Origin of the sequence: Shewanella sp. AC34-MNA-CIBAN-0136 (assembly GCF_040309945.1) — a bacterium.
In the GTDB taxonomy this organism is placed as follows: domain Bacteria; phylum Pseudomonadota; class Gammaproteobacteria; order Enterobacterales; family Shewanellaceae; genus Shewanella.
The window spans coordinates 22220-46165 of the sequence record NZ_JBEOPJ010000028.1; the positions used below are offsets into that span (position 1 = coordinate 22220).

Annotated in this window: 18 protein-coding genes and 1 riboswitch; of the genes, 9 read left to right on the plus strand and 9 right to left on the minus strand. The window is 41.5% G+C overall.

From position 1 onward, the window contains the following. Positions 1-155: 155 nt before the first annotated feature. On the minus strand, positions 156-2981 hold the full coding sequence (locus tag AAEY94_RS19745; protein ID WP_350979748.1) for a diguanylate cyclase domain-containing protein: 2826 nt from the start codon (positions 2979-2981) through the stop codon (positions 156-158). Between the two features lie 395 nt (positions 2982-3376). Here AAEY94_RS19745 and cmoA point away from each other — a divergent pair, with 395 nt between their 5' ends. The 8 genes from cmoA (at position 3377) to AAEY94_RS19785 (ending at position 12246) form a co-directional block, all read left to right on the plus strand. Next, a complete protein-coding gene (gene cmoA, locus AAEY94_RS19750) occupies positions 3377-4108 on the plus strand; it encodes a carboxy-S-adenosyl-L-methionine synthase CmoA (protein WP_101087022.1) in 732 nt (243 codons plus the stop codon). Beyond that, positions 4105-5097, plus strand: coding sequence for a tRNA 5-methoxyuridine(34)/uridine 5-oxyacetic acid(34) synthase CmoB (cmoB, locus tag AAEY94_RS19755; protein WP_350979750.1), 993 nt, complete (start codon positions 4105-4107; stop codon positions 5095-5097). The genes cmoA and cmoB overlap by 4 nt, the downstream gene beginning before the upstream one ends. A 25-nt stretch (positions 5098-5122) precedes the next feature. Then, positions 5123-5893 carry an ATP-dependent zinc protease family protein gene (locus AAEY94_RS19760; protein ID WP_101087020.1) on the plus strand — a complete coding sequence of 257 codons (771 nt, stop codon included), beginning with the start codon at positions 5123-5125 and terminating at the stop codon, positions 5891-5893. A gap of 8 nt (positions 5894-5901) precedes the next feature. Further along, positions 5902-7410, plus strand: coding sequence for an inactive transglutaminase family protein (locus AAEY94_RS19765; RefSeq protein WP_101087019.1), 1509 nt, complete (start codon positions 5902-5904; stop codon positions 7408-7410). Next, positions 7410-8366: an alpha-L-glutamate ligase-like protein gene (locus AAEY94_RS19770; protein WP_101087018.1), complete on the plus strand. Its 957-nt coding sequence runs from the start codon at positions 7410-7412 to the stop codon at positions 8364-8366. Before AAEY94_RS19765 ends, AAEY94_RS19770 begins: the two co-directional genes overlap by 1 nt. Continuing rightward, a complete protein-coding gene (locus tag AAEY94_RS19775; protein ID WP_101087017.1) occupies positions 8329-10131 on the plus strand; it encodes a hypothetical protein in 1803 nt (600 codons plus the stop codon). The genes AAEY94_RS19770 and AAEY94_RS19775 overlap by 38 nt, the downstream gene beginning before the upstream one ends. Next, the gene (locus AAEY94_RS19780) at positions 10109-11239 is read left to right on the plus strand and encodes a DUF3541 domain-containing protein (protein ID WP_350979753.1); all 1131 of its coding nucleotides are present in this window, start codon (positions 10109-10111) and stop codon (positions 11237-11239) included. Before AAEY94_RS19775 ends, AAEY94_RS19780 begins: the two co-directional genes overlap by 23 nt. A gap of 107 nt (positions 11240-11346) precedes the next feature. Next, positions 11347-12246: a LysR family transcriptional regulator gene (locus tag AAEY94_RS19785; RefSeq protein WP_350979755.1), complete on the plus strand. Its 900-nt coding sequence runs from the start codon at positions 11347-11349 to the stop codon at positions 12244-12246. Positions 12247-12556: 310 nt separating this feature from the next. Here the strand turns inward: AAEY94_RS19785 and AAEY94_RS19790 are convergent, their stop codons facing one another. The 8 genes from AAEY94_RS19790 to thiC form a co-directional block, all read right to left on the minus strand. Then, a complete protein-coding gene (locus tag AAEY94_RS19790; protein WP_350979757.1) occupies positions 12557-13888 on the minus strand; it encodes a putative metalloprotease CJM1_0395 family protein in 1332 nt (443 codons plus the stop codon). Between the two features lie 2 nt (positions 13889-13890). Further along, a complete protein-coding gene (locus AAEY94_RS19795) occupies positions 13891-14178 on the minus strand; it encodes a chemotaxis protein (protein ID WP_101087013.1) in 288 nt (95 codons plus the stop codon). 75 nt (positions 14179-14253) lie between these two features. Then, a complete protein-coding gene (thiH, locus tag AAEY94_RS19800) occupies positions 14254-15369 on the minus strand; it encodes a 2-iminoacetate synthase ThiH (RefSeq protein WP_350979759.1) in 1116 nt (371 codons plus the stop codon). After that, positions 15366-16181 carry a thiazole synthase gene (locus tag AAEY94_RS19805; RefSeq protein ID WP_350979766.1) on the minus strand — a complete coding sequence of 272 codons (816 nt, stop codon included), beginning with the start codon at positions 16179-16181 and terminating at the stop codon, positions 15366-15368. Before AAEY94_RS19805 ends, thiH begins: the two co-directional genes overlap by 4 nt. 2 nt (positions 16182-16183) lie before the next feature. Then, positions 16184-16411: a sulfur carrier protein ThiS gene (gene thiS, locus AAEY94_RS19810; protein ID WP_192115025.1), complete on the minus strand. Its 228-nt coding sequence runs from the start codon at positions 16409-16411 to the stop codon at positions 16184-16186. Continuing rightward, positions 16398-17210 carry a HesA/MoeB/ThiF family protein gene (locus tag AAEY94_RS19815; RefSeq protein WP_350979762.1) on the minus strand — a complete coding sequence of 271 codons (813 nt, stop codon included), beginning with the start codon at positions 17208-17210 and terminating at the stop codon, positions 16398-16400. The genes thiS and AAEY94_RS19815 overlap by 14 nt, the downstream gene beginning before the upstream one ends. Continuing rightward, on the minus strand, positions 17207-18883 hold the full coding sequence (locus tag AAEY94_RS19820) for a bifunctional hydroxymethylpyrimidine kinase/phosphomethylpyrimidine kinase (RefSeq protein WP_350979764.1): 1677 nt from the start codon (positions 18881-18883) through the stop codon (positions 17207-17209). The genes AAEY94_RS19815 and AAEY94_RS19820 overlap by 4 nt, the downstream gene beginning before the upstream one ends. Before the next feature lie 5 nt (positions 18884-18888). Further along, positions 18889-20889: a phosphomethylpyrimidine synthase ThiC gene (gene thiC, locus AAEY94_RS19825; RefSeq protein WP_162023267.1), complete on the minus strand. Its 2001-nt coding sequence runs from the start codon at positions 20887-20889 to the stop codon at positions 18889-18891. 208 nt (positions 20890-21097) lie between these two features. Then, positions 21098-21197: riboswitch (TPP riboswitch) on the minus strand. Positions 21198-21455: 258 nt separating this feature from the next. On the opposite strand from thiC, the gene AAEY94_RS19830 reads away from it, so the two are divergent. Further along, on the plus strand, positions 21456-23603 hold the full coding sequence (locus tag AAEY94_RS19830; RefSeq protein WP_350979767.1) for a TonB-dependent receptor plug domain-containing protein: 2148 nt from the start codon (positions 21456-21458) through the stop codon (positions 23601-23603). Positions 23604-23946: the final 343 nt, after the last annotated feature.

Sequence of the window (23946 nt, forward strand, 5' to 3'; positions counted from 1 at the left end):
CCACAAAGCGGTATTTTGGAAATCGAAAACGATAAAAACGGCATTATATACCGTGACTCAAACTTATGCATTGAAGTATCAATCAGATTGCAGCAATTAACCAGACCTACAGCGAATAAACTCAATCGACTGACGGAAAAACCATCAACCAAAAACTAGCTCATTTTATGTTGATGGCCACCGACTTTTTTAGCTTGATACATTAACTGATCTGATTTTTTCAATAATGAAGCAGCGGTATCGGCATCATCAGGAAAAATAGCGATACCGATGCTGGCCGAAATAGTGACATTGATATCATCGATTAGTAACGGTTTCTTTAATCCCAATAAAATATTTTCAGCCACTTGACGAGCATTTTCTTTGGCTTCGATATGATTTAATAACACCACAAACTCATCACCACCAAAACGGGCAACCGTATCAGAATCTCGCACATGTTGGCTTAATAATAAGGCGATACGTTGTAGCAACTTATCCCCCACATGATGACCATGCCGATCGTTTATTGCTTTAAAACCATCTAAATCAATAAATAACAGTGCAAACTTCGATTTATCCCGATGATGAGTCAAAGTGGCTTGCGCTAATCTATCGTCAAGTAAACTGCGATTTGGCAATGCCGTAACATTATCATGATTAGCCATAAATCGAAGGTTCTCTTCAGCTTTAAGACGTTTTTGAATTTCGACATTTAAACGTCGATTCGACATTAAAACCACGATGGCAATTAAGGTGATAATTAGCAAACCAATCACTAATATTTTCAACCAACGTTGGTAACGTAATGTGTCACTATTAAGATCTAGCGAAACCCATTTTTGATACATGTTCTGTTGTTCGGTTTCATCAATGGTCGCAATGACTCTATCAATCAAAGGCACTAAACCTTTGACGCCCGGAAATAAGCCTATATGGCTATGCTGCTCAGTTAACTCAGCTAATAAAGACATTTTTAAACTCGGATATTGGCCACCTTTTAACGTAGTCGCCAATGTAGCTACTTGTTCAACAAACATATCCGCACGACCCGTGATAACCGCTGCCATACCTTGCTTAGTGTCTGCAACAGGCACTAATTTTATACCTGGGTATTGTTGGCGAAGCTGATCGACAATGTGATAGCCATCAACAACAGCCAATCGTTTACCGGTAACTTGGGAGATATTAAAAATGGGAGGCTGAGTTAACGACGTGACTATCGCCCAAGGTGACGGCCAATATGCTAATGAGAATGCCAGTGTATTTTCGCGCTCAATCGTTTTAGCCATACTGGCTACTAAATGAATTTCACCTTTAACCAAGTCGCTCATCATGTTGCCAAAATCATCGTAAGCCACCGGGATAATGGTTAAATTGAGTTGGGTAACCAATAAGTTTTTGATGTCTGCATTCACCCCTAAAAACTCACCGTTTTTACCTTGAAACTCCATAGGAGCCCAATTTCTCAGGTAACCCATTTTTATGGCCCCTAGACTACTAACGTATTGCTTTTGTTGAGTTGTTAGTTTGATTTTATTGGCAGAATTAGCAAAAAAACGATCGTCTGGGTTAATTAACCATTTACGCTCAACTTGAATTTGTTCTTCGACAGAAATCAAATTAAATCCAGCTTGAATCCGATCCGCTAAACCACTGTCATCAATGCGCGTTAAAACATACATATCTGTTGAAAATTCGATATCGGTATATTGACGAAACTCTGCCCACAACTTATTGGCTAATAAGTAATGAGACGTCATTGCTGCAGATGAAACAAAACCGCTAATTTCATTTTTACGTGCCGCTTTAACCATGCCGTCTAATGAATCATAAAAACGTAACTGCGCCTTAGGAAAGGCTTTTTTAATATCACTAATATAAGGCGCGGTAGGGAAAACCCCGATCCGCATAGCCGTATTTTCAATGCTATTTAACGCTAAGTTCGAACTAAAAAAGCGACTTTTAACCGAAATAATATGCCACGCTTGCTTTAAGCCAGTGCGCATATCTTGGCTTTCAGGATAACCAATATGAACATCTGCAACACCACGTTTAACATCATCAATGGAACTGCTCATGTCACCCGCAACAAAATCAATATTGATACCGGTTTTTTCAGACCATAAAGTCCACAAATCAACTAACATTCCATGTGGCAAGCCATCAGCACCGATATCGGCATAAGGCTCGACACCATTTTGCATGGCAATAATGACTCCCGCAGTTTGTCGATGATAGCCTAACCACCGCCGCTCTATTTGCTGAATAACCTTCGCCGGCATTAATTCAAAACCATTGTTAATTTTGTTGAGAAGCTCTAAATCCCCTTTGACCACCGCAGGGGCTAAGTTGATTTTTTTGATGAGTATGCGCGATGAGCTGTAAAAATTGGCGGCAATGTCTTGTTCAAGTGCTAAATTGCGTTGATATCCTTCAATACCGGCAAAAACAAATAACTCACCTTTAACGGCTGCTTGTAATAATTGTTCACGATTTTGATAACGCTTAAAACTAAGCTTAGGTTCTAGCGCTGATAATGTTGCTTCATGGGATGAGCCACTCACGATACCAATTTGATAGGGCACTAAATCACTAATTTGTTTTTTACTGCTGAGCGACTTATGAATGTATAAATAGGTATTGAGTGAAGTAAAGGGCTTGGCAAAATCAAACTTTTTTAACCTAGCTTGGTTTTGAGACATGCCAATGTGGACATCTGCTTTTTTCTGTTCAAGCTGATCGAGTGACTGTTGCCAATGCCGAGACACAAATTGCACTTTGGTATCAGTAATAATGGACCATTCGCGCCACAAATCGACCAAAATACCTGCAGGAGTTCCCGTTTCATCCAAATATTCAAATGGATAAGTATCTTCTCCCATCACGATAACTAAGGGAAGTTGGCGTACTGACGTATTGGCTTTATCTGAATGTATTGCCTGCGCAGGTAATGATATCCACGCAAATAATATTGCTAATATCCAAGGTATAAATTTCAAGTTTTTTCCCTAATACTTTCACTTTTTATACTTATTTATTAAATAAGCTTGTTCATTGCCATTTTGGGGTAAATTAACTACCGTTTTCCAAGCCATAAATATTTTAGCTGTTAGAAAAAAATGATTGCAATGGCTTAAAAAACAGCTTTGTTGCTACTTTGTTACAAGAATAAATAATATCATTATTCAGTCTTGAGTCATGCTAATTTTATGAATAGAAATTAATATTCTGAAGCTTATGCACATAATACCAGCATTCATAAGCATTCAAAACCTGTCCCATTAACAACATTGTCAACTATTTGAAAAAAAACTCACAAATTATTAGCTAGATACTTGCTGCAGTTCACCATCATTAGCTAAAATACATTTCTAACTTTTCCACATTACAGCTGATGAACTCTCAACAAGATAAGATATACGCTCATGTGACCGACCAAATTACTGATTTTCAATTTGATCAACGTGTTGCTGGTGTATTTAATGACATGATCCGCCGCTCTGTTCCTGGGTACGCACAAATTATCAATACCATTGGTGATTTTGCTAATCGCTTTGTCACGCCCCAAAGCAATATATACGATCTCGGTAGTTCGTTAGGCTCAGCTACATTAAGTATTCGTCGTCAAATTGAAGGGCGCGGATGTCAAATTTATGCGGTAGACAATAGTCAGTCTATGATTGAGCGTTGTACTGAAAATCTTGCTGCGTATGTCAGCGACATTCAAGTCAATTTATTGTGTGCTGATATCAGAGATATCGACATCCAGAATGCGTCGATGGTGGTGCTCAACTTTACCCTACAATTTCTACCGACCCATGATCGCGACGCCCTAATAAAACGTATTTACGACGGTATGTTACCCGGTGGAATTTTAGTCATTTCAGAAAAATTATTCTTTGAAGATAATCAAATTCAACAGTTATTAGATGAACAGCATTTAGATTTTAAGCGTGCAAATGGGTATAGTGAGCTCGAAATAAGTCAAAAACGCAGTGCATTAGAAAACGTTATGCGTCCAGACAGCTTAAATGTCCACCAAAAACGCTTAACTGAAAACGGCTTTAGTCACTTCTCAGTCTGGTTTCAATGTTTTAACTTTGCATCTATGGTAGCCATTAAATGATCAATTTTAGCTCTTTTTATAAAGACATTGCTGATTCAAACCTACAACACTGGTTGGAAACATTACCGGCAATTTTAGGTAAATGGCAACGAGATCATAAACACGGCAATTTACCTAAATGGGAAAAAGTGCTCAATAAATTACATTATCCTCAACCGGATAAAATAGATTTTAGCAGCAGTGTAACAATTGGAACCGGGGAACAACTCAGCCTAGGACAAGTCGAAAAACTGACTAATTTACTGGCGGTGTTTCAACCATGGCGTAAAGGTCCATTTTCCGTTCATGGTATTCAAATTGATACAGAATGGCGCAGTGATTGGAAATGGGACCGAGTTAAAAATTTTATTTCACCGTTAAAAAATCGCACAGTGTTAGATGTTGGTTGCGGTAGTGGCTATCACATGTGGCGGATGTTAGGTGATGGCGCAACTCGTGTTGTAGGGATTGACCCTTCGCCATTATTTTTATGTCAATTTGAAGCTATCAAGCGAGTTGCAGGTAATCAGCACCCGGTATATTTGCTGCCATTAGGGATAGAGGAATTACCCGCATTAGATGCCTTTGATACCGTATTCTCGATGGGCGTACTCTATCATCGTCGCTCTCCGATAGATCATTTACTACAATTACGTGACCAATTAAGAGTGGGTGGTGAATTGGTACTTGAAACACTGGTGATTGATGGCGATGAAAATGCGGTACTTGTTCCACAAGATAGATATGGCAAAATGAACAACGTTTGGTTTATACCATCAGTTGCAGCCTTAATGTTATGGTTAAAGAAATGTGAGTTTATTGATATTCGTTGTGTAGATATCGATATCACCTCACTAGCAGAACAACGCAGCACCCACTGGATGAAAAATGAATCTCTAGTCGATTATCTCGATCCAAATGATGTGAGTTTAACCGTAGAAGGTTATCCCGCGCCTAAGAGGGCTATCATCATTGCAACAAAGAACCAACCGAATCACGATTTAGTATAAATATTACTATTCAACAGGAATTGACATGTTAAAGCAGGTAATTGCTCTATCCGTTGCAGCGGCACTATTATCGGGTTGTACCGCCACCCAAAAAACAATAACACCACCGCTGACCAATGCTGATTTGAATAGCAGTTTGCAAGTTTCGCAAACCGTCATTATTGATGCCATCAATGTACAAAATAGTCAGCAGACAAATGACATTAGTGCGCTTTCTGACGAAATTAGAAAGTTGAAGACTCAGGTAAGCACCGCAATGAGTCAAAAACCAAAAACAATTATTGTTCAACCACCTACACCAAAGCCTGTGGCGGTCCCACAGCAATGTCCTGAAGCCATTATTGGTGAGAAGTTTCTACTTGGTGAAGTCGAAAGTGTCTACATAGATGAAGTAAAATTAAAGTTTGCCACACGCATTGATACTGGTGCAGAGTCATCATCTCTAGACGCACGCAATATCGTATTATTTGAACGAGAAGGCGTACAGTGGGTTCGCTATGATGTGATAACTAATAACACTGAACAACCTGCAAACACCTTTGAATCTAAAGTTGAACGCTTTGTTCGTATTAAACAAGATGCAGATACGGCTGATGATCGTCGTCCAGTAATCCATGCCCATTTAAAAATAGGTAAATATGCCGCCGAAACAGATTTAAACCTAACGGATCGAAGCCACCTAGATTATCCTTTATTACTAGGTCGCAAGTTTATGAAAGATATTGCCATTGTTGATGTAGGCCAAATCTACATTCATGGTAAAGCCAAAAACCAAATTACCACGTTAATTAAGTAGGATCCGTAATGCATTCTCGTAAACCGTTTTACATATTCGTTGCGTTGCTATTTATCATCGGGATCAGCACCAGCATATATCGTGGTATCGAACACAATGTGCCTTTTTTACCTGGGGACCAGGTACAAAGTTGGGCCGTTGATGCCAAAATCAGTTTTAATGGAAAGAATCAACCTGCTGAGGTCAATTTCTCATTACCTAACGATCCTGCATTTGACATCTTAGTTGAAAATGCATCATCACCAGGTTATGGCTTAAATATTTCAGAAGATACTAATAACCGTCGCGCCGTGTGGTCTATTCGTGAGGCTTCTGGCTCACAAGCATTGTATTACCGAGTCACTTTGGTACCCACAGGCAAGCTTAATATTGAAGCCGTCGAAGAACCTGCCACGCCAGAATTATATTCATGGCCTGCAACAGAGAAATCAGCAGCAGAGCAAGTCATTGAAGAAGTCTGGGCTCGCAGTGCTACTAACCTGTCGTTTGCTCAGCAGTTAATGAATTTGATTAACGATAATGATCAGAGCCAAAATATGGCGTTGTTATTATCGGCTAACACCTCAACCAATTTGTTTGTGCACATGTTGCACTCAAAAGGGGTACCTGCACGTATTGTTAACGGTTTGCAACTTGAAGATCAACGACGTCGTCAGCAGCTCACATCATACGTTCAAGTTTACAATAACGGTCAATGGGAACTTTTTGACGTTCCAAACAACAAAAAAGGCCGTGACAATACTTTAGTATTATGGGAATACACTGGCCACTCAGTACTTGATGTTATGGGAGGAACTAGCTCATTAGTTAACTTCTCAATGCTGCAAGATACTCGTTCAGCATTAGCCACCTCTATCGACATGATGATGAATGACGATGCAATGGATTTCTCTTTGTATCAGTTACCGCTTGAAGAACAAAGCACATTTAAGGGCATTCTGTTAATCCCAATTGGGGTATTAGTCGTGGTGTTCTTACGCGTCATTGTCGGCATCAAAACATCTGGTACTTTTATGCCGGTATTGATTGCTCTAGCGTTTATTCAAACGACCCTACTAACCGGCTTAATTGGCTTTTTGCTTATTGTTGCCTTTGGTTTAATGATCCGTTCCTATCTGTCGACGCTTAACTTACTGCTCATATCCCGAATATCGGCGGTAATTATTGTGGTTATTTTTATTATCGGCTTATTTACCTTAATTTCATTCAAATTAGGCTTAAGTGAAGGCTTAACGATTACCTTCTTCCCGATGATCATTCTTGCGTGGACCATTGAGCGCATGTCTATTCTGTGGGAAGAAGAAGGCCCTAAGAAAGTCTTTGTATCAGGTGGCGGTAGCTTATTTGTGGCCACATTGGCGTACTTAGCCATGGACAACCAATTAGTTCAGCATTGGGTATTCAACTTCTTAGGCATTCACTTAGTGATTTTAGCGTTGGTATTAGTGATGGGACAGTACACAGGTTACCGTTTAACTGAATTGAAACGCTTTAAACCATTAGTTGGAGAGCAATAATGAAGTACGCCTGGCCCTGGGAATTGAGCCGTAGCGGTGTACTCAACATGAACAGGCGCAATATTAGCTATATTGGTCGTTATAATCAGCGTAAGTTTTATAAACGCGTTGATGACAAACTAATTACTAAGCAACTTGCGCTTGCTAATGGCATAGCCGTTCCCGATTTAATTGGGGTTGTTCATGAACAACATAAAATCCAAGAAATCCCAGCTATGGTCCTCGACCGTAGCGGTTTTGTGATAAAGCCAGCAAAAGGTTCTGGCGGTAAAGGCATTATGGTGATCACCAGAGTGAGTAATGGCTGTTATTACAAGCCCAATGGCCACGAAGTGACTCATAGCGAAATTTATCGCCATGTATCTAACATTTTAAGTGGTTTATTCTCTCTCGGCGGTAAGCCTGATGTCGCAATTGTTGAAGGGTTAATTGAATTTGACCCCGTCTTTGAAGGCTTAAGTTATGAGGGTGTCCCAGACATCCGCTTAATTGTGTTTAAAGGCTTTCCTGTCATGGGAATGTTACGTTTATCAACTGCTGCATCAGATGGTAAAGCTAACTTACACCAAGGCGCTGTAGGTGTTGGCTTAGATATCGCTACCGGACACAGTTTGCATGCTGTGCAATTTGACTTACCCGTTGATAAGCATCCTGATACTCACTTTCCACTGTCGAACATCAAAGTTCCTCATTGGGAAACCTTACTCCACACAGCATCAAGTGCCTATGAAATGTGTGAGCTCGGGTATTTAGGTACTGACATGGTGTTAGATAAAAACAAAGGCCCACTGTTACTTGAATTGAATGCCCGTCCTGGTCTAACCATTCAAATTGCCAATGGTAGAGGGATTTTACCTCGACTTAAGCATGTAGAAGCGATGAAAAGCTCAACAATGTCAGTTGAGGAACGCGTGGCTTATGCTAAAAAGCATTTTTGTAGCAACCCTATTTTTTAATCTTTTAGCCACAGCAAGCGCTGTGGCTAATCCCTTAGCACTGTTCGTCGAACAGTGCTTACAATATCAACCTGATTTAGGACAAGACAAGCTTGTTTCTTTTCAGTCTGTTGAACAACAAGCTGTTGAATTTGAAAAGCGCACAATTGCGTTAAATAATATCAACGACAGAATTCAATATTACCGCCCTTTCGCCAACGACAGCCTAAATAGGCAAGGCTTATTATGGTGCCAATTACACCTTGCCGATGAACTTTATGCGTTAGCTACAGCAGCCAATACCCAACGCTTAATTGATCAGTTGTTACAGCTTCGACCGCCTTATGATCAATTAGGACAACGCTTAGTCGCCATAAGACAATCACAGTGGGAGCTAATCGAAAAGTCAAAACTGCACAGCGCCCAGGCAAGTAATAATCAAGCATTGTCTCAACGACTCTTCAGCATGCAATTTAATCAGCAAGACTGTGTAATATCCAATGAACTTAGTTCAGAGAGCAGCAATACTAATATTGATATTCGTATTGCTAAATATTTAATTACACAACCCAATGAACACTGTAGAAAACAGGTTTGGCTTGCCTATCAAATTCGCGCAAAAGACAAACAAGCTCCAGCGCTTGCATTGATCCATCAATTACAACAGCAGCACGCAATTCTTCAAGACTATGATAATAGCGCACAGGCACAACTCTCATCTCATGGGCTAACCCCGCAGTTGTTAGAGCAATTCTTAGCCAGCCAAACAAGTAATCTTGGTATCGCGCCATGGAATATTGCCCATGCCCTTAGTCGGGTAAGTAATTCATCGGCTATAAAATCGATTACTACGGATGCATTTTTACAGCAAATATTCGAAAGCCTTAAAGCTTTAGATCTCAAGTTTGAACTGATCACAACAGACGATGATAAAATAGACGATGATAAAATAAATAAAACGACATCGCTTGCAGACAGTCAACATAGCAGCTTAAGTGAGGCACACCTCATCCGCGTTTGGCACCAACAGCGATTACTGGGTGAAATTTTCACCTACCCACAAGATAAGCAGCACAATCCATTAAATATAGATGGTCAATTGATAAAACAAACTGTTGTCGGTCATCAATTTGGCCAATATTCGCTAAGTTTTCCATCGCAATTAATCCATGTGAAACAACAACAAAAATTAATTAACAGATTAAGCCAAGCAATAGTATCCTTGGCGCAAGGTGGGCAGTTTTATTTTATTACCAATAGAGCACAAAACACTGATGCCCATGCGATTGCAACACAGTGGTTAGCACACTACATTACACAACAGCTGAACTTATCCCAATTGCCTAAAAGACACCAATTAGCAGCACAATATCAACAGCAATTATGGGTATTTAGGACAAAGGTTTCACTGGCTTTTTATCAATATAAAGGTAATTTCAAAGGTACACAGCAGGATATTTGGTTAAGTCATAATCAACCACTATCAGTGGCTTTTGAGCAAAGCTTTGGCCTACCATGGCCAAATGCAACGGACGCAATATATAGTTATCAAGCTATTGCTAATGAAGGAATTAATCATTATCTTCCTTTATGGCAAACCGCATTGACTCAATTAATCATTGCTGACACACCGACCAATATATCGACTCGCGCGATATTTAATTTATTGGTTGTAAACGAAACACATTTAACTTTAGACGATCAACTTGAGCAGCTTATTGGCCCACCAATAGACCCACATTCACTTATCAGGAGATTTAAACATGCTGGAACTACGCAAGAGTAAAACACTCTCGTACTTACTATTATCAGCTACGTTGTTTAGTAGTGTGGCGTTCGCAAAAGAGTCCGTTGAAAAAACACCACATAAGTTAACGGCTGACCAAGTTTATCAAGGCATTAAAACCAATTTAGAAACCAATCTTTATTCATTACCGCCTCGTGTACAAGGCCATTATGCTATACGTCAATTCCGCATGACTGGGGAAGCAAAATACGCTAACGGTTCATTAATCGATTTGCTCACCATTGCAGAGCGCCAAGCATACTATTCTTGTAATCTGGATAAACCCGGTTTTATTAAAAGTGAATCAAAAATTGAAGCGGATAAATTAGGCTCTGGCCCACGGGCTACCGCCCGTAAGGAAGCCATCGCTCCCTACCCTAACTTTATGTTATATACCGATGTGCTATTGCGCTATGCCAGTCGAGTCGATGAGTTTGGCTTTACCGGACCTTGTCATGATTTAATGATAAAAACCCTAAAAAGTGCTAATTTAGAACCTGCTTTCACTGATCCAAAAATGATCAAAGCTTGGGCCGCGCAGTTAATCAACTATGTATATTGGGCCAAGCAAATCGGTGTTGGCGACTATTACCAAGCTTACAAACAAGCCTTCATTAAAACCTATCCAGATAGTAATGATGATAAGCTCAAAAAAGGCCAATATAAAAACAAAGTTTATGGTATGACTCACTTTATTTTTTCAGCTAGCGAGTATTATCAACATCCAGTCGATCCAAAAGAGTATCAGTGGATTTTAGATTACTTTGAAAACAACATTGATCGCATTTTAACCGATACTACTGAAGATATTATTACTGAAGTGGGTATTAGTTTCTTAATTACTGGTAACGGCGATAACCCAGTTGTAGAGAAAGTGAAAAAGCATGTGATTGCGGCTTACGATCCTAAAACGATGATGATCCCCTCACCACATGGCAAAGTTGAATTATCTTCTGGTGAACACAGAAACGTATTAGCAATGATGTTATTAGAGTGGCCTGAAACGTTACATAAAGGACCATATTTAAATAATATTTCTAGTACCAAGAAATACTTACCAAAACTTGTTAAGCCTAAAGCGTCTATGAACGATGCTAAATCACACTAAATATTAGCAGTGATACGTTTGAGGCAAATGCAGTGCATTTGCCTTTTTTATTTCAAACAATGCTATGATTTTCCGTCATTTTTACTCAACAATAAAGAGAACACTTAATGAGCCGAGCTAAATCAACCTTAGAACAATGGCGAATTGTCCAAGCTGTTGTTGATTTTGGAGGCTATGCTCAGGCTGCAGAAAAGCTCAACAAGAGCCAATCGTCACTAAACCATGCGGTGGCCAAGTTGCAGTATCAACTGGGGATTAACTTACTCGAAGTAAAAGGCCGCAAAGCCTATTTAACCGAGCAAGGAGAAGTGTTATTACGTCGTTCTCGTCATTTAACTCAATCGGTTGAAGAGCTAGAACAATTAGCCTCAAATTTAGGACAAGGTTGGGAACCTAACCTTACTATTGCCAGAGAAATCATTTATCCGATGGACACTCTAGTGGCAGCTCTAGACGAATTTTTACCTCAAAGTCGTGGTACAAGGGTAACGATTATCGACTCGGTGATCACTGGTACTCATGAACTGGTGCTTAATAATGAAGTCGACATTGCTATTTGCGCTACACCACCCAAAGGCCATATTGCAGAGCCATTATGTGAATTAAATTTTGAACTTGTGTGTCATCCAGACCATCCGCTTGCGCAATTAGAACGCATTGATGATGACAAGCAGTTAGCCCAGCATTTACAAATTGTGATTAAAGATACGGGAATAAATGCAACCAATGATATTGGTTGGCTAAAAGCGGAACAACGTTGGACGGTATCTAACTTTCATGAAGCAAAATCGATTTTAGCGCGTAACATAGGCTTTTGTTGGATCCCGAACTTTGTTGTGCAGCAAGAACTGCAAAATAAACAACTCATCCGTCTTCATTTGCGTGGAGGTAATAATCGAAAAGCAATATTGAATCTGGTTGTCCCTAATCGCGATCAGCAAGGCCCTGCTTGTAAGTTATTAGAAAGCTTAATTTTAAAACAGCATAACTTACCTTTTAATGGCTGATTATCAGTATACAAAAGTTTACTTAGATTTGGTGTTGTAGATATTTAATCAACATGCTCGTGAATCCTTATCTTGCACAAATCGCTGAAAAATCATTGTTCCCTGCACTTTCAATTAAACATCTTAGCATCCATATAAATTAGCTCATTTGGCAAAATATACATAGGGCATTATGATTTGGCTTGCGATACTAGGATGCATTCAGCCAAGTTCTGATTAAGTCGTTAATATCGAGTTCAGATAATTTACCATCGCTAAATTATCGAATTTAGTTGGTGTTGAATGCATACTGCAGAGACATCGAAAAAAACTACACGTAGATTTCGATGGATTGATGCTGTTGTGAATAACGTTCTGGGGAAGGTAGAGACTGACTAGTTGAACCGTCAACTGCTGCAGTGTCGTTTGCCATAGTAGAATGACGCTGTTCTGCTGATAATGAACGATTTGGAGACAATAAACTCATGTTTGAATCATCAGCATTAAGAGGATCATTGGTTAAAGTTTGACTGTTTTGCGATATGGAAGTATTCGTTGTTGTTGATGACAAAGCATCTGAATTACTTGTTATTAACTCTTTCTTTGCTTCATTCATGTTTTGTAATGCTTGCGCCGCCACACGAATATCAGCCATTGACGGCTGTACTGGCGCCATCGCAGCGGCATACACTTTCTGCATTTTACTTAACGTTGCTTGCGCATCACCATCAACAGTAGACACATCGATATTGACCTCACCATCCACCGCATAGCGACGTCCATCGGGGCCTTTTTCATATTGATAACTCGGGCTTTGTGCCAAACTGCCTCCCACTGCTGCGTGGGCTTGTTCGTGGGTTTTAACTTCGGTATCTCGTTGTGCCAGTTGATCAATTTGTTTAATTTCAGCTTGTTCAATTTGTTGTTGTTTGTCTTTTACCTGTTGCTCAACTTGTTGAGCTGCTGTTTCAGCTTGACGGTTTGATGTTTGAGATTCTGCATTGACTGACGGATCATCCACTGTTGAATTTTGGTCCGTACTATTTGTCGCTACAGCTGAAGTATTTGTTTCTGTCGCTGAAGCATCCGAGGGTTGATTAAAGATATTAACTACTGGCTGTTGAGCATTAACGGCTCCACCATGACTCGTTGCGGCTGGTGTATCGGTACTCACAAATGTCCCAGCAACGGTATCAGTTGCCTGGATTGGAGTAGGTGAACGATTTAATACTCCAGTAAGATTAAGTGGACCACTTTTTAAGCTGTAACTATTGAATGTATCAGCAACTATAATTTTTTGAGACTTGGTTTCATTGCTCGCAGTTAAGCTAGATGTAGAGTTATGCTGAGTATCTGTGCTTATAGTGGGTTTAAGGTCTATCGGTACCTTAAACGCCGCTGTTGATGAGACCGTAGTTTGAAATGAACTGGATTTGAGCGAGCTGTTTTTAACTGAACCTGACTGGATATTTCCAGATTGAATGTCTACAGCAATTGTAGGGGCAGATCGAGGGTTACTGGCTTGAATGCTATTTGTTGTTTGAGCACTATTGATTGCTTGTGTATGTGGTTGAGCTTGCGGCGTGGACAATGAATTGCGGTGGTTAAGTTGGGCAGTATTATTAACTGCCCCAGTGTTTGCAGAAACCATCGCCGCATTCATGATTACACTTCAATATCAATCAAACTGCCAACAGTCTCAGAAGCTACTTCAATCACTTTAGCAGATGCTTGAGCTTGGTTGGATGATTCAGTCGCAGACACTAAAGCTGATGTTGTGTCAGTTTGCCCAACAGCACGAGAACTTAAGGTCACAGTATCTTGGCTTGGTGAAATAGACACAGCCGGTTTTTGTTGATCTGGCATCGCAACAGATGTTGTTGCTTGCGCTAAACCTTGTTGAGCACTTTGCAATCCCTGCATACCTGACGCATAGGCTGATTGAACTTGCATAATACTGCTCCTGATTTAAAAAAGTCGATTTATTATGGCCTAAACCGACTAATATGTACAGTTTTCAAACAAAAGTTAGCCGTTAACCCAACCCATCTCCCAATCTTTCCATACTGGATTCATCCCTCGTAATTTAATTTGTGAAATAACCTGTTCAACAGAGCGGTTATCACTGATTTCAAATTGATCAAGTTGACTGTCAGGTGCCATGTAACCACCAGGTTGAGTTGAGCTTCCTGCACTCATGTGGGTAATCCCTAATGGCAGTAAATTATCCCTCAGCGACGGCAGCTCACGCGTTGATAAACTGATTTCAAGCTGGGGGTTAAACAACCTAAACGCACAGATCATTTGTACTAATCCTGCATCGGTTAATTCAACTTTTGGTGTAATACCGCCAGTACACGGACGTAAACGAGGTAATGAAATACTGTAGCGACTGCGCCAATAGGCTTTTTCCAAATAATCAAGATGATGCCCCATTAACAATGCATCGAGTCGCCAATCATCTAACCCAAGTAATACACCTAGGCCAATTTTATCAATTCCCGCTTGAGCAACTCTGTCTGGGGTATCTAAACGATAGATAAAATCTTGTTTTTTACCGCGTGTATGATGTTGAGCGTAAGTATGTGGACGATAGGTTTCTTGATATACCATAACTGCATCAACGCCAAATTTCCCAAGACGCTGATATTGTTCAGTTTCTAATGGTTGAACTTCCATTGCTACATAATTAAAAGCCGTGTTAACGAGTGGTAACACCGACTCAAAATACCCCATTCCAACTTTAGTTTCATGCTCACCAGACACTAATAATATCGAATCAAAGCCTCGTTGTTTAATAATCGTCATTTCGGCTGCTAGTTCATCACTATTAAGGGTTTTACGCTTGAGCTTGTTACTCATACTAAAGCCACAATAATCGCACTCGTTGGCGCATAAGTTTGATAAATATAAGGGTAAGAAAAGACCGATATTGGCACCAAATCGCTGCCGAGTCAGCTGAGCCGCTTGCTGCGCCATCGGTTCAATATATGCCATTGCGGCAGGAGATAATAATGCCAACAAGCTATCAAGATTACCGCTTGGATTTTTCAAAGCCAGCTCTACGTCTTTGGCGGTTGTTGAATACAGCTTCATCGATAACGCATCGGGGGCTAATTGCGAAAACACGCTTGAATACGTCATGCTAGCCCCCCCTTACCATTCACTGACTTTGCAAGCGAATTGATTGATGGTTCTGACAAGAATCCGGTCAAAGGACTGGTCGCGTTAGCATGGTTGTTCACTGCCCCTAATCCAGCAAGATATGCTTGTCTTCCTGTTGCAACTGCATCAGCAAAACATTTAGCCATTTGTTGGGGATTGGCACTACTTGCAATCGCGGTATTTACCAATACTGCTGCAGCGCCCATTTCCATAGCTCTGCAAGCTTGTGAAGGTGCGCCAATGCCGGCATCTACTATTACCGGAATATTGGCCTGTTCAATAATAATGCTTAAGAATGTTTCCGTCGCTAAGCCTTGATTGCTGCCTATTGGGCTGCCGAGTGGCATAACCGCAGCGCAACCAACTTCTTCTAAGCGACGACACAATACTGGATCGGCATGCACATAAGGCATAACAATATAGCCTTGTTCGCATAAGTATTGAGCCGCAATCAATGTTTCAATTGGATCGGGCATGAGGTATTTGGGATCGGGATGAATTTCAAGTTTAATCCATTTAGTGCCCAACATTTCATAAGCGAGTTCAGCAGCAAAAATGGCTTCTTTGGCATTACGCGCACCAGCGGTATTGGGTAATAATTTAACCCCCATACTTTGCAAAGGACCGAGTAAATTGTCATGGCCGCGAGTCAAATCAATCCGCTTCATCGCTAAGGTGACTAACTGCGACCCAGAACTTGCTATCGCTTGTAACATTGTATTGTGATCTGAAAATTTTCCCGTTCCGGTGAGTAACCGAGACGAAAATTGATGATCGGCTATCGTTAACATCATTAACCTCCAGCAACGGCAGAAAAGACGGTGATATTGTCATCGGCTTGACACACTATATGCATCCAACGACTTCGAGGCACAACAGTATCGTTGACCACGATAGCCACTCCTTGAGTGGGTAAATCGCTGAGTAGAAGTAGTTCAGCCAAATTCAAATTGGCCCGAACATGTTGCTCGACACCATTAAGGTGCAGGGTTATTAGCTCGAGGGGATCAGTTTGTGACATTAGACCGCTCCTGATGATCAGTTAATGGATATTGATGACATACTTCACATTGTGGGTCTTGACTCATTTGGGCATGCTGCCAGCGTAAATCCTTACCATTAAATCGATGTAGAACACCGTATTGGGTAAAGGTATTGCAGATGTGCTGAAGGCCCACCAGCGCTTGCATACTGGCGATAATACCCACAGCAGGCCCTAGCACTCCAGTTTGAGTACAATTTTGCATAATGGGGGTATCAAGTGGATATAAACAACAATAGCAACCGCTGTATGAATGCGAATGTGTGTGGGAAAAATCGATACAAAATAATTGCCCCTGATATGCACTAATAGCACCACTAACCAAGGTTAACTGATGCTGTACACACATTTGGTTTATCAGTTGCCTCGCACTCACATTATCAGTGCAATCAAACACCACAGGTTTTACCGCAAATCGTTTAAGAAGCTGATTAAAATGCGCTGATGTAACTCGTTGTGCTAGCACATCGATGGTGATTTCAGGGTAAGCGCTACTAAGCACATTTTTTGCAATGCTGACTTTGGCTTTGCCAATATCAGCGGCCCTGAACAGGAGTTGCCTTGGTAGATTGGATAGTTCAACCACATCATGATCAATTAACAGTATTTTCTGAACACCCGCGGCAGCTAGATAATGCGCCACTAAATGCCCTAAGCCTCCAACACCGATGATCACTACAGCGCTATTCATAATGGCAAGCTGCCCAGCTTCTCCAATATCGCTCAGTAACATGGTGCGCGAATACTGAATATAATCTCGATCAGATAAAGTACTCATACGCCCTCCTGAGATAAATTGGCTTTAGGTAAAGGTCGGGTAAGCTGCAACCATTTATGATGCAACGTTCGATAAGCTTTCGCCGGATCGTCAGCAGTAGTCACCGCTCTAACAACAGCAGCATCACCAACGCCGGTATCCGCAATCAACGCCAAATTACTGAGATCGATCCCGCCAATAGCAACGGTAGGATAATGGCGCGCAAATAAACTGGCATAACGTTTAAGTTTACTGAGCCCTTGAGGCGCGGAAGGCATTTGCTTGGTCGTGGTAGCAAAAATATGCCCAAGAGCAATATATGAAGGCGAACATTGGTGGGCTAATAAGGCTTCAAAATAACTGTGACTCGATAACCCTAACGCCATTCCTGTTGCCGCTATCGCGGTTAAATCTGCAGTTGCCATATCTTCTTGGCCTAAATGAACCCCAAACGCACCGTGTTTAATCGCCAGTGGCCAATGATCATTAATAAACAACTGAGCATGATATTCGCGACCGAGTTTGATGGCCTCAATGATATTGGCTTCGAGCGTTAATCGTTCTACTACATGGCTGTCATCAGTATCGATATTAATAGCTAACTTGGCACGATATTGAACCGTCTTACAGCCCGCTTTTAACAATTTTTTAAGCATATCGATATCAGCTACAGCAGGATAAATCCCCAAGGGTTGATGCAGCGATTTAAAACCATTCGGTGCAGCTTGCTTGCACGAATCATCAGCGAGATGCTCAGAAGATACCAACTTGATTGATGGCATCATTCCTAAATCATCAGGCCAACCAGTACGGGCTAAGACACCAGGTCCTTGACCAAGGCTTACGCCTAAAGTGAGTCCCTTATTGACGTAGGCTTTTGCCAGCACAATAGCATCATGAATAACGAACTCATGGGCAATAAAACACGCTATTGCAGATGATAATGTGCAACCACTGCCATGATTATTGGTGGTTGCTATCCGCTGGCTACTTAGCATAAACACCGCATTACTGTGTGTAATACTGGCACCTTTAACGTTTTTACTCACATATACATCTATTGCATATTGTTGCTGCCACTGAGCATCACCGCCTTTAGCGAGCACATTGCATTTAAATGTATCGGATAACAATTTGGCATCGCAGATCATTTGCTGTTGCTGAGCAACCTTGTTATCGACATCACAATATTGCGCTAACGCATACTGAGAACATAAACGTTTCAATTCGTGCTGATTAGGCGTTAGTAAATCAATTAAGCCAATGAGAGGACTAAAATCGAGATCGATAGGATTAAAGTGCGCACCACTACTGGCGACCATGACAGGATCAAGCACCACAAAAGGTACCATCATCTGAGTAGCACGCATTTGAGCTAAACAGCCAGCTAATATGTCCACCTGTGCTTGGGATGCCAACAGGCCAATTTTAATCGCCACTGGCGGCAAATCCACGAGTAAACTGTTGAACTGAGCCAACAACATGGATTCAGAAACGGTTTCAACAAGACTCACACTAACTGAGTTTTGTGCGGTTAATGTGGTTATTACGCTACACCCGTGACACGACAAGTCTTGCAAAGTTAATAAATCAGCTTGAATCCCTGCACCACCACCACTGTCAGAACCCGCTATGGTCCAGACAATGGGTGGGGTTTGCGTTATGGATTCACTGACAAATGTCGATGAATTCATGGCGATTATTCCACCTCAACCGTTAAGTCAGTATCAACTTGTGCGACAGATTTGACGTCATGATAAAGCGCCGATCCCGACGCTTTGAACTCTGCCGACTTTTGTGCCATCGCTTCCGCCGGATTTATGGCTTGAGCCGTATGTTGAGCTTGATAAGCACTAGCGGAAGATACTTCAATCTTAAGTGCTTCAGCTTGTTCAAGATTCGCGGCATATTCACGCACTTCGTGGGTTATTTTCATCGAACAGAATTTAGGTCCACACATTGAACAAAAGTGAGCCACTTTTGCCGATTCTTGTGGTAACGATTCGTCGTGGTAAGCACGAGCGGTATCAGGATCAAGACCTAGGTTATATTGATCTTCCCAACGGAATTCAAAGCGGGCTTTTGATAACGCATTATCACGTACTTGCGCACCTGGATGACCTTTAGCGACATCAGCAGCATGAGCTGCAATCTTGTAGGCAATTAAGCCTTGTTTTACATCTTCTTTATTTGGCAAACCTAAGTGTTCTTTGGGGGTGACGTAACACAACATCGCCACGCCGTACCAAGCCATCATGGCAGCGCCGATACCAGAGGTGAAGTGATCATAGCCCGGCGCAATATCGGTTGTTTGTGGGCCTAAGGTATAAAATGGTGCTTCGTCACAAAGGGCCAATTGCTTTTCCATATTGACTTTAATCAATTGCATTGGCACATGACCAGGGCCTTCAATGATGGTTTGCACATCATATTCCCATGCAATTTTGACCAATTCACCTAAGGTTTCTAATTCCGCAAATTGCGCTTCATCATTGGCATCGGCAATTGAACCGGGGCGCATACCATCGCCTAACGACAATGACACATCGTATTGGGCGCAAATCTGGCAAATATCACGAAAATGTTCATATAAGAAACTTTCTTGATGGTGGCTTAAACACCACTTAGCCATAATTGAACCGCCACGTGACACAATGCCGGTAAGGCGTTTAGCGGTCATGGGTACATAACGCAATAACACCCCAGCATGAATCGTAAAATAATCTACGCCCTGCTCGGCTTGTTCAATCAATGTATCTCTAAATACTGCCCAACTGAGGTCTTCGGCAACGCCATTAACCTTTTCTAATGCTTGATAAATCGGCACGGTACCAATTGGCACTGGCGAATTACGGATAAGCCACTCACGCGTTTCATGAATATAACGCCCGGTCGACAAGTCCATGACCGTATCTGCACCCCAACGGGTTGACCACACCAGTTTTTCAACTTCTTCTTCAATCGAAGATGTCACCGCTGAATTACCAATATTGGCATTCACCTTCACCAAAAAATTACGCCCAATAATCATAGGTTCGGTTTCAGGATGGTTAATATTCAACGGAATAATCGCTCGACCTCGAGCGACTTCATCACGGACAAACTCAGGTGTGATCAGCTGACCAATATGAGCACCAAAAGCCTCTCCAGGCGCTTTTTGGGTTAATACGGTGTCGGTTACTTCAGCACGAGCCATGTTTTCACGAATGGCAATGTATTCCATTTCAGGGGTAATAATACCTTGGCGTGCATAATACATTTGGGTCACGCATTTGCCCGACTTGGCACGTTTAGGCGCGACAAGGGCATCAAAGCGTAAATGATCGAGTCCATCATCGGCTAGTCGCTGTTGGGTAAAGCCTGAACTTGCACCGGTTAATTGCTCTGTATCTTGGCGCTCATCAATCCATGCTTGTCGGATTTTAGGTAAGCCTTCACGCACATTAATATCGGCAAGGGGATCAGAATAAGCACCCGCGCAGTCGTAGACCATAATAGGCGGATTGGCTTGTTTAATGGGTTTTGCATCGGTGCCGCCAATCACGGTTTCAGTTTGATTAACCTGACGCATAGCGACGTTGATATCAGCTCGACTACCCGTTAAATAGACTTTTTCAGAATTAGGATGTTGTAACGGTTTAAGGGTATCAATAAATTGTTGAGCGTTAGCTCGAGTTTGACGACGGTTTGGATTTGACATTAGCAACCTCAATATTAAGAGTAGAGTTGCTTGTCTGGAGAGGTGTTGATAGCAGCAGTAAACAATAAAAAATACTATTGCTTACGTCAATAATCACATAGAAAAATACTAAAGTAATAACGTAACTGGATATATAAACCGATAAAAAACTCGGAGGTAAACGTCCATTTACGGTCTTGTTAATACGTTATTTATCTTCCCAACTATCATGATTATTACGCTTGTTTCCTTCGCAGGTTCTAGCCTGATCAGGTTCAACGGATCCCGAATAAACGGTCTCAGCCATAATGGCACTCCGACAAGATGTCACGCAGTATAAGCAAGTTTTTCGCTAAATAACAAGCACTAAAATAATCATTTCATACAAAAGTTATCAATCCACATGTCAGAAACTGATGCAGTGTCATTGATATCTCCATGATTCATTCATCACCACAGACAGCTATTCATCAAGGTGCGACACTATGTCGCATTCATCATATTTATTAGCAGGTTATAATTTCAAAAAACTGATAAAAACCTTTGAAATATATTCATCAAAGGTTGATAAAATAATAACAAAGGTGATGACGTTGGTAAAAAAAGCAATCCAAACCATTAAATCAAATACAAATTACCCATGGGTTTACTCATCAATTTCATTGGCTGTAATGTTTGCTATTACACCTCAAGTAATGGCTGAGCAGTACGATAAGCAAAATAGTGAAGGCATTGAGCGGGTTGAAGTACATGGACAAAACACGACTAACAAAGACTTACTCGGCTCAGCCCAAAGCTTACTTGAAAAGCAAGGAGTAGACTTTTCTGAAGCAGGTGGCGTATCGGCATTACCGATTTTAAATGGCATGATGGGCGATCGCATTAAGGTGCTCATTGATGGCAGTGATATTACCTCATCATGTGCAAACCAGATGAACCCGCCACTTTCTTATGTGTCAGCCAATCACATTAGTTCGACCCAAGTGGTTGCTGGAGTCTCTCCGGTGAGCGCCGGTGGCGATAACATTGCTGGCGTAATTAACGTCAATAGCTTAACCCCTGTATTTACCGAGAGTGACAATGTGACATGGCAAAGTGGTAACATATCTAGTGGTTACCGAAGTACCAACGACGCTATTCTCGCAGGTGTAAATGCCACTGTTGCAAATAAAACATTAAGCTTTAGTTACCAAGGAGCATTTGAAGACGCTAACAGCTATACCGACGGCCACGGCGATAAAGTACTAGACACCTTATACCAATCACAAAATCATGCATTAGTTGCTGCTTGGCAAGATGACAACCAACAAATTGCTGTCAAATTGACCCATCAACATATCCCCTTTCAAGGTTTCGCTAACCAGTATATGGACATGACGAATAATGACAGTTATGGCGCATTAGTGCGCTATCAACGAACGCTGGAAAATGAAGGCGAGTTCACTGCCCAAGTAAACTGGCACAATGTCGAGCATGAGATGGGTTTCTTTAGCGATGAAAAAACCGGCATGATGCCAATGGAAACTAAGGGTAAAGATTACAGTTACCAACTGCATTGGCTGCTGCCAATCAGTTCAGACAGTACATTATTAATTGGCCAAGAATATTATGTTTATCAGCTTGATGATACATGGCCAGCGATTGAAGGTTCTACCATGATGGGCCCCAATGACTACGTCAATATCAATGATGGCGAACGCCAACGTGCTGCACTTTATGGCGAGTGGCAACAAACACTTAATACTCGTTGGTGGCTGTCTGCAGGTGTTCGTTATGAATACGTATCAACCAGCACAGGTGAGGTTCAACCTTATAACACTATGAGTATGATGGGCATGACCAATGTTAATGCCATGGCCGCAGATGAATTTAATAGCCTATATCGAAAGCACAATGACAATAACATCGATGCCACCCTTCTAGCTCGCTATCAACTCAGTGATACTGAAGTGATAGAACTTGGTTTAGCCCGAAAGAACCGCGCCCCAAATTTATATGAGCGATACAGTTGGGGCCAAAGCACCATGTCGACGACTATGATTGGCTGGTACGGCGATGCAAACGGCTACATAGGTAACCCAGACCTTAGTGCAGAAACTGCACATACATTGAGTATGGCTTACAAGCGAGTACAAGATGATTTAGCATTTAGTGCAACAGCTTGGTATAGCGACATCAATAATTATATTGATGCTAATGTGGTCAGCAGCTTTAATCGCACAAGCATCGATAGTAATCGTCGTCATATTTTACAGTTTGCAAATGTGGACGTGACCTTGTTTGGTGCACGCATAGATGCTGAATATCAAATAACAGAAAACCGCAGTGGTAAATGGCTCCTTAACGCTAATATCAGTGCCACGCGCGGCGAAAGAGATGACAATGACCAAGCGCTGTATCAAATAAAACCTTTGCAAACTAAGCTAGCTTTACAACAACAGCTAGGCGATTGGCAAAATAGTCTCAGTTGGCTATGGGTTGCGAGTAAAGACCGCGTGGATGAACAGCGTTTAGAAAACACAACTGACAGTTACACACTGCTTAACTTAAGCAGCAGTATCCAATGGCAAGATGCCACAATGACTATAGCAGTGAAAAATCTGCTTGATGAGTATTATCAATTGCCACTTGGCGGTATCAGTATTGCTGAATATAAGGCTGATAACAGTAACGGTTTTCAACAAATCGCTGGTGCGGGTCGCTCACTCGAATTGAATGTCAGTTACGCGTTCTAGTTAATCAGCTATAAGTCATAAAGCATATGGCCAGTAATGTGTACCACATTATTGGCTAGGCTAAAACAGCAATTTTACTGATGTTAAGACAGTGAACCCGCGACCTCCGGCGTGACAGGCCGGTTTCTATTGATCTGCGATGGAATAACACTAATGAGCTGAAATTTGATAATCTAGCAGGTATTGCATTCTAGGCTGAATAACACATTCTGTTGATTTTTGAACAGAAAAAAGCCCCTACATTTCTGTAGAGGCTTTTTTCTTATTTGGCGGAGCGGACGGGACTCGAACCCGCGACCCCCGGCGTGACAGGCCGGTATTCTAACCAACTGAACTACCGCTC

Bases quoted from the DNA above. Each gene is read 5' to 3' on its own strand.
- AAEY94_RS19805 (WP_350979766.1), bottom strand. From the start codon at position 16,181: ATGTTAACGATAGCCGATCATCAATTTTCGTCTCGGTTACTCACCGGA.
- thiS (WP_192115025.1), bottom strand. From the start codon at position 16,411: ATGTCACAAACTGATCCCCTCGAGCTAATAACCCTGCACCTTAATGGT.
- AAEY94_RS19820 (WP_350979764.1), bottom strand. From the start codon at position 18,883: ATGAATTCATCGACATTTGTCAGTGAATCCATAACGCAAACCCCACCC.
- AAEY94_RS19795 (WP_101087013.1), bottom strand. From the start codon at position 14,178: ATGCAAGTTCAATCAGCCTATGCGTCAGGTATGCAGGGATTGCAAAGT.
- AAEY94_RS19830 (WP_350979767.1), top strand. From the start codon at position 21,456: ATGACGTTGGTAAAAAAAGCAATCCAAACCATTAAATCAAATACAAAT.
- thiH (WP_350979759.1), bottom strand. From the start codon at position 15,369: ATGACGTATTCAAGCGTGTTTTCGCAATTAGCCCCCGATGCGTTATCG.
- AAEY94_RS19785 (WP_350979755.1), top strand. From the start codon at position 11,347: ATGAGCCGAGCTAAATCAACCTTAGAACAATGGCGAATTGTCCAAGCT.
- AAEY94_RS19790 (WP_350979757.1), bottom strand. From the start codon at position 13,888: ATGAATGCGGCGATGGTTTCTGCAAACACTGGGGCAGTTAATAATACT.
- AAEY94_RS19770 (WP_101087018.1), top strand. From the start codon at position 7,410: ATGAAGTACGCCTGGCCCTGGGAATTGAGCCGTAGCGGTGTACTCAAC.
- AAEY94_RS19815 (WP_350979762.1), bottom strand. From the start codon at position 17,210: ATGAGTACTTTATCTGATCGAGATTATATTCAGTATTCGCGCACCATG.
- cmoB (WP_350979750.1), top strand. From the start codon at position 4,105: ATGATCAATTTTAGCTCTTTTTATAAAGACATTGCTGATTCAAACCTA.
- AAEY94_RS19760 (WP_101087020.1), top strand. From the start codon at position 5,123: ATGTTAAAGCAGGTAATTGCTCTATCCGTTGCAGCGGCACTATTATCG.
- AAEY94_RS19765 (WP_101087019.1), top strand. From the start codon at position 5,902: ATGCATTCTCGTAAACCGTTTTACATATTCGTTGCGTTGCTATTTATC.
- thiC (WP_162023267.1), bottom strand. From the start codon at position 20,889: ATGTCAAATCCAAACCGTCGTCAAACTCGAGCTAACGCTCAACAATTT.
- cmoA (WP_101087022.1), top strand. From the start codon at position 3,377: ATGAACTCTCAACAAGATAAGATATACGCTCATGTGACCGACCAAATT.
- AAEY94_RS19780 (WP_350979753.1), top strand. From the start codon at position 10,109: ATGCTGGAACTACGCAAGAGTAAAACACTCTCGTACTTACTATTATCA.
- AAEY94_RS19775 (WP_101087017.1), top strand. From the start codon at position 8,329: ATGCTAAAAAGCATTTTTGTAGCAACCCTATTTTTTAATCTTTTAGCC.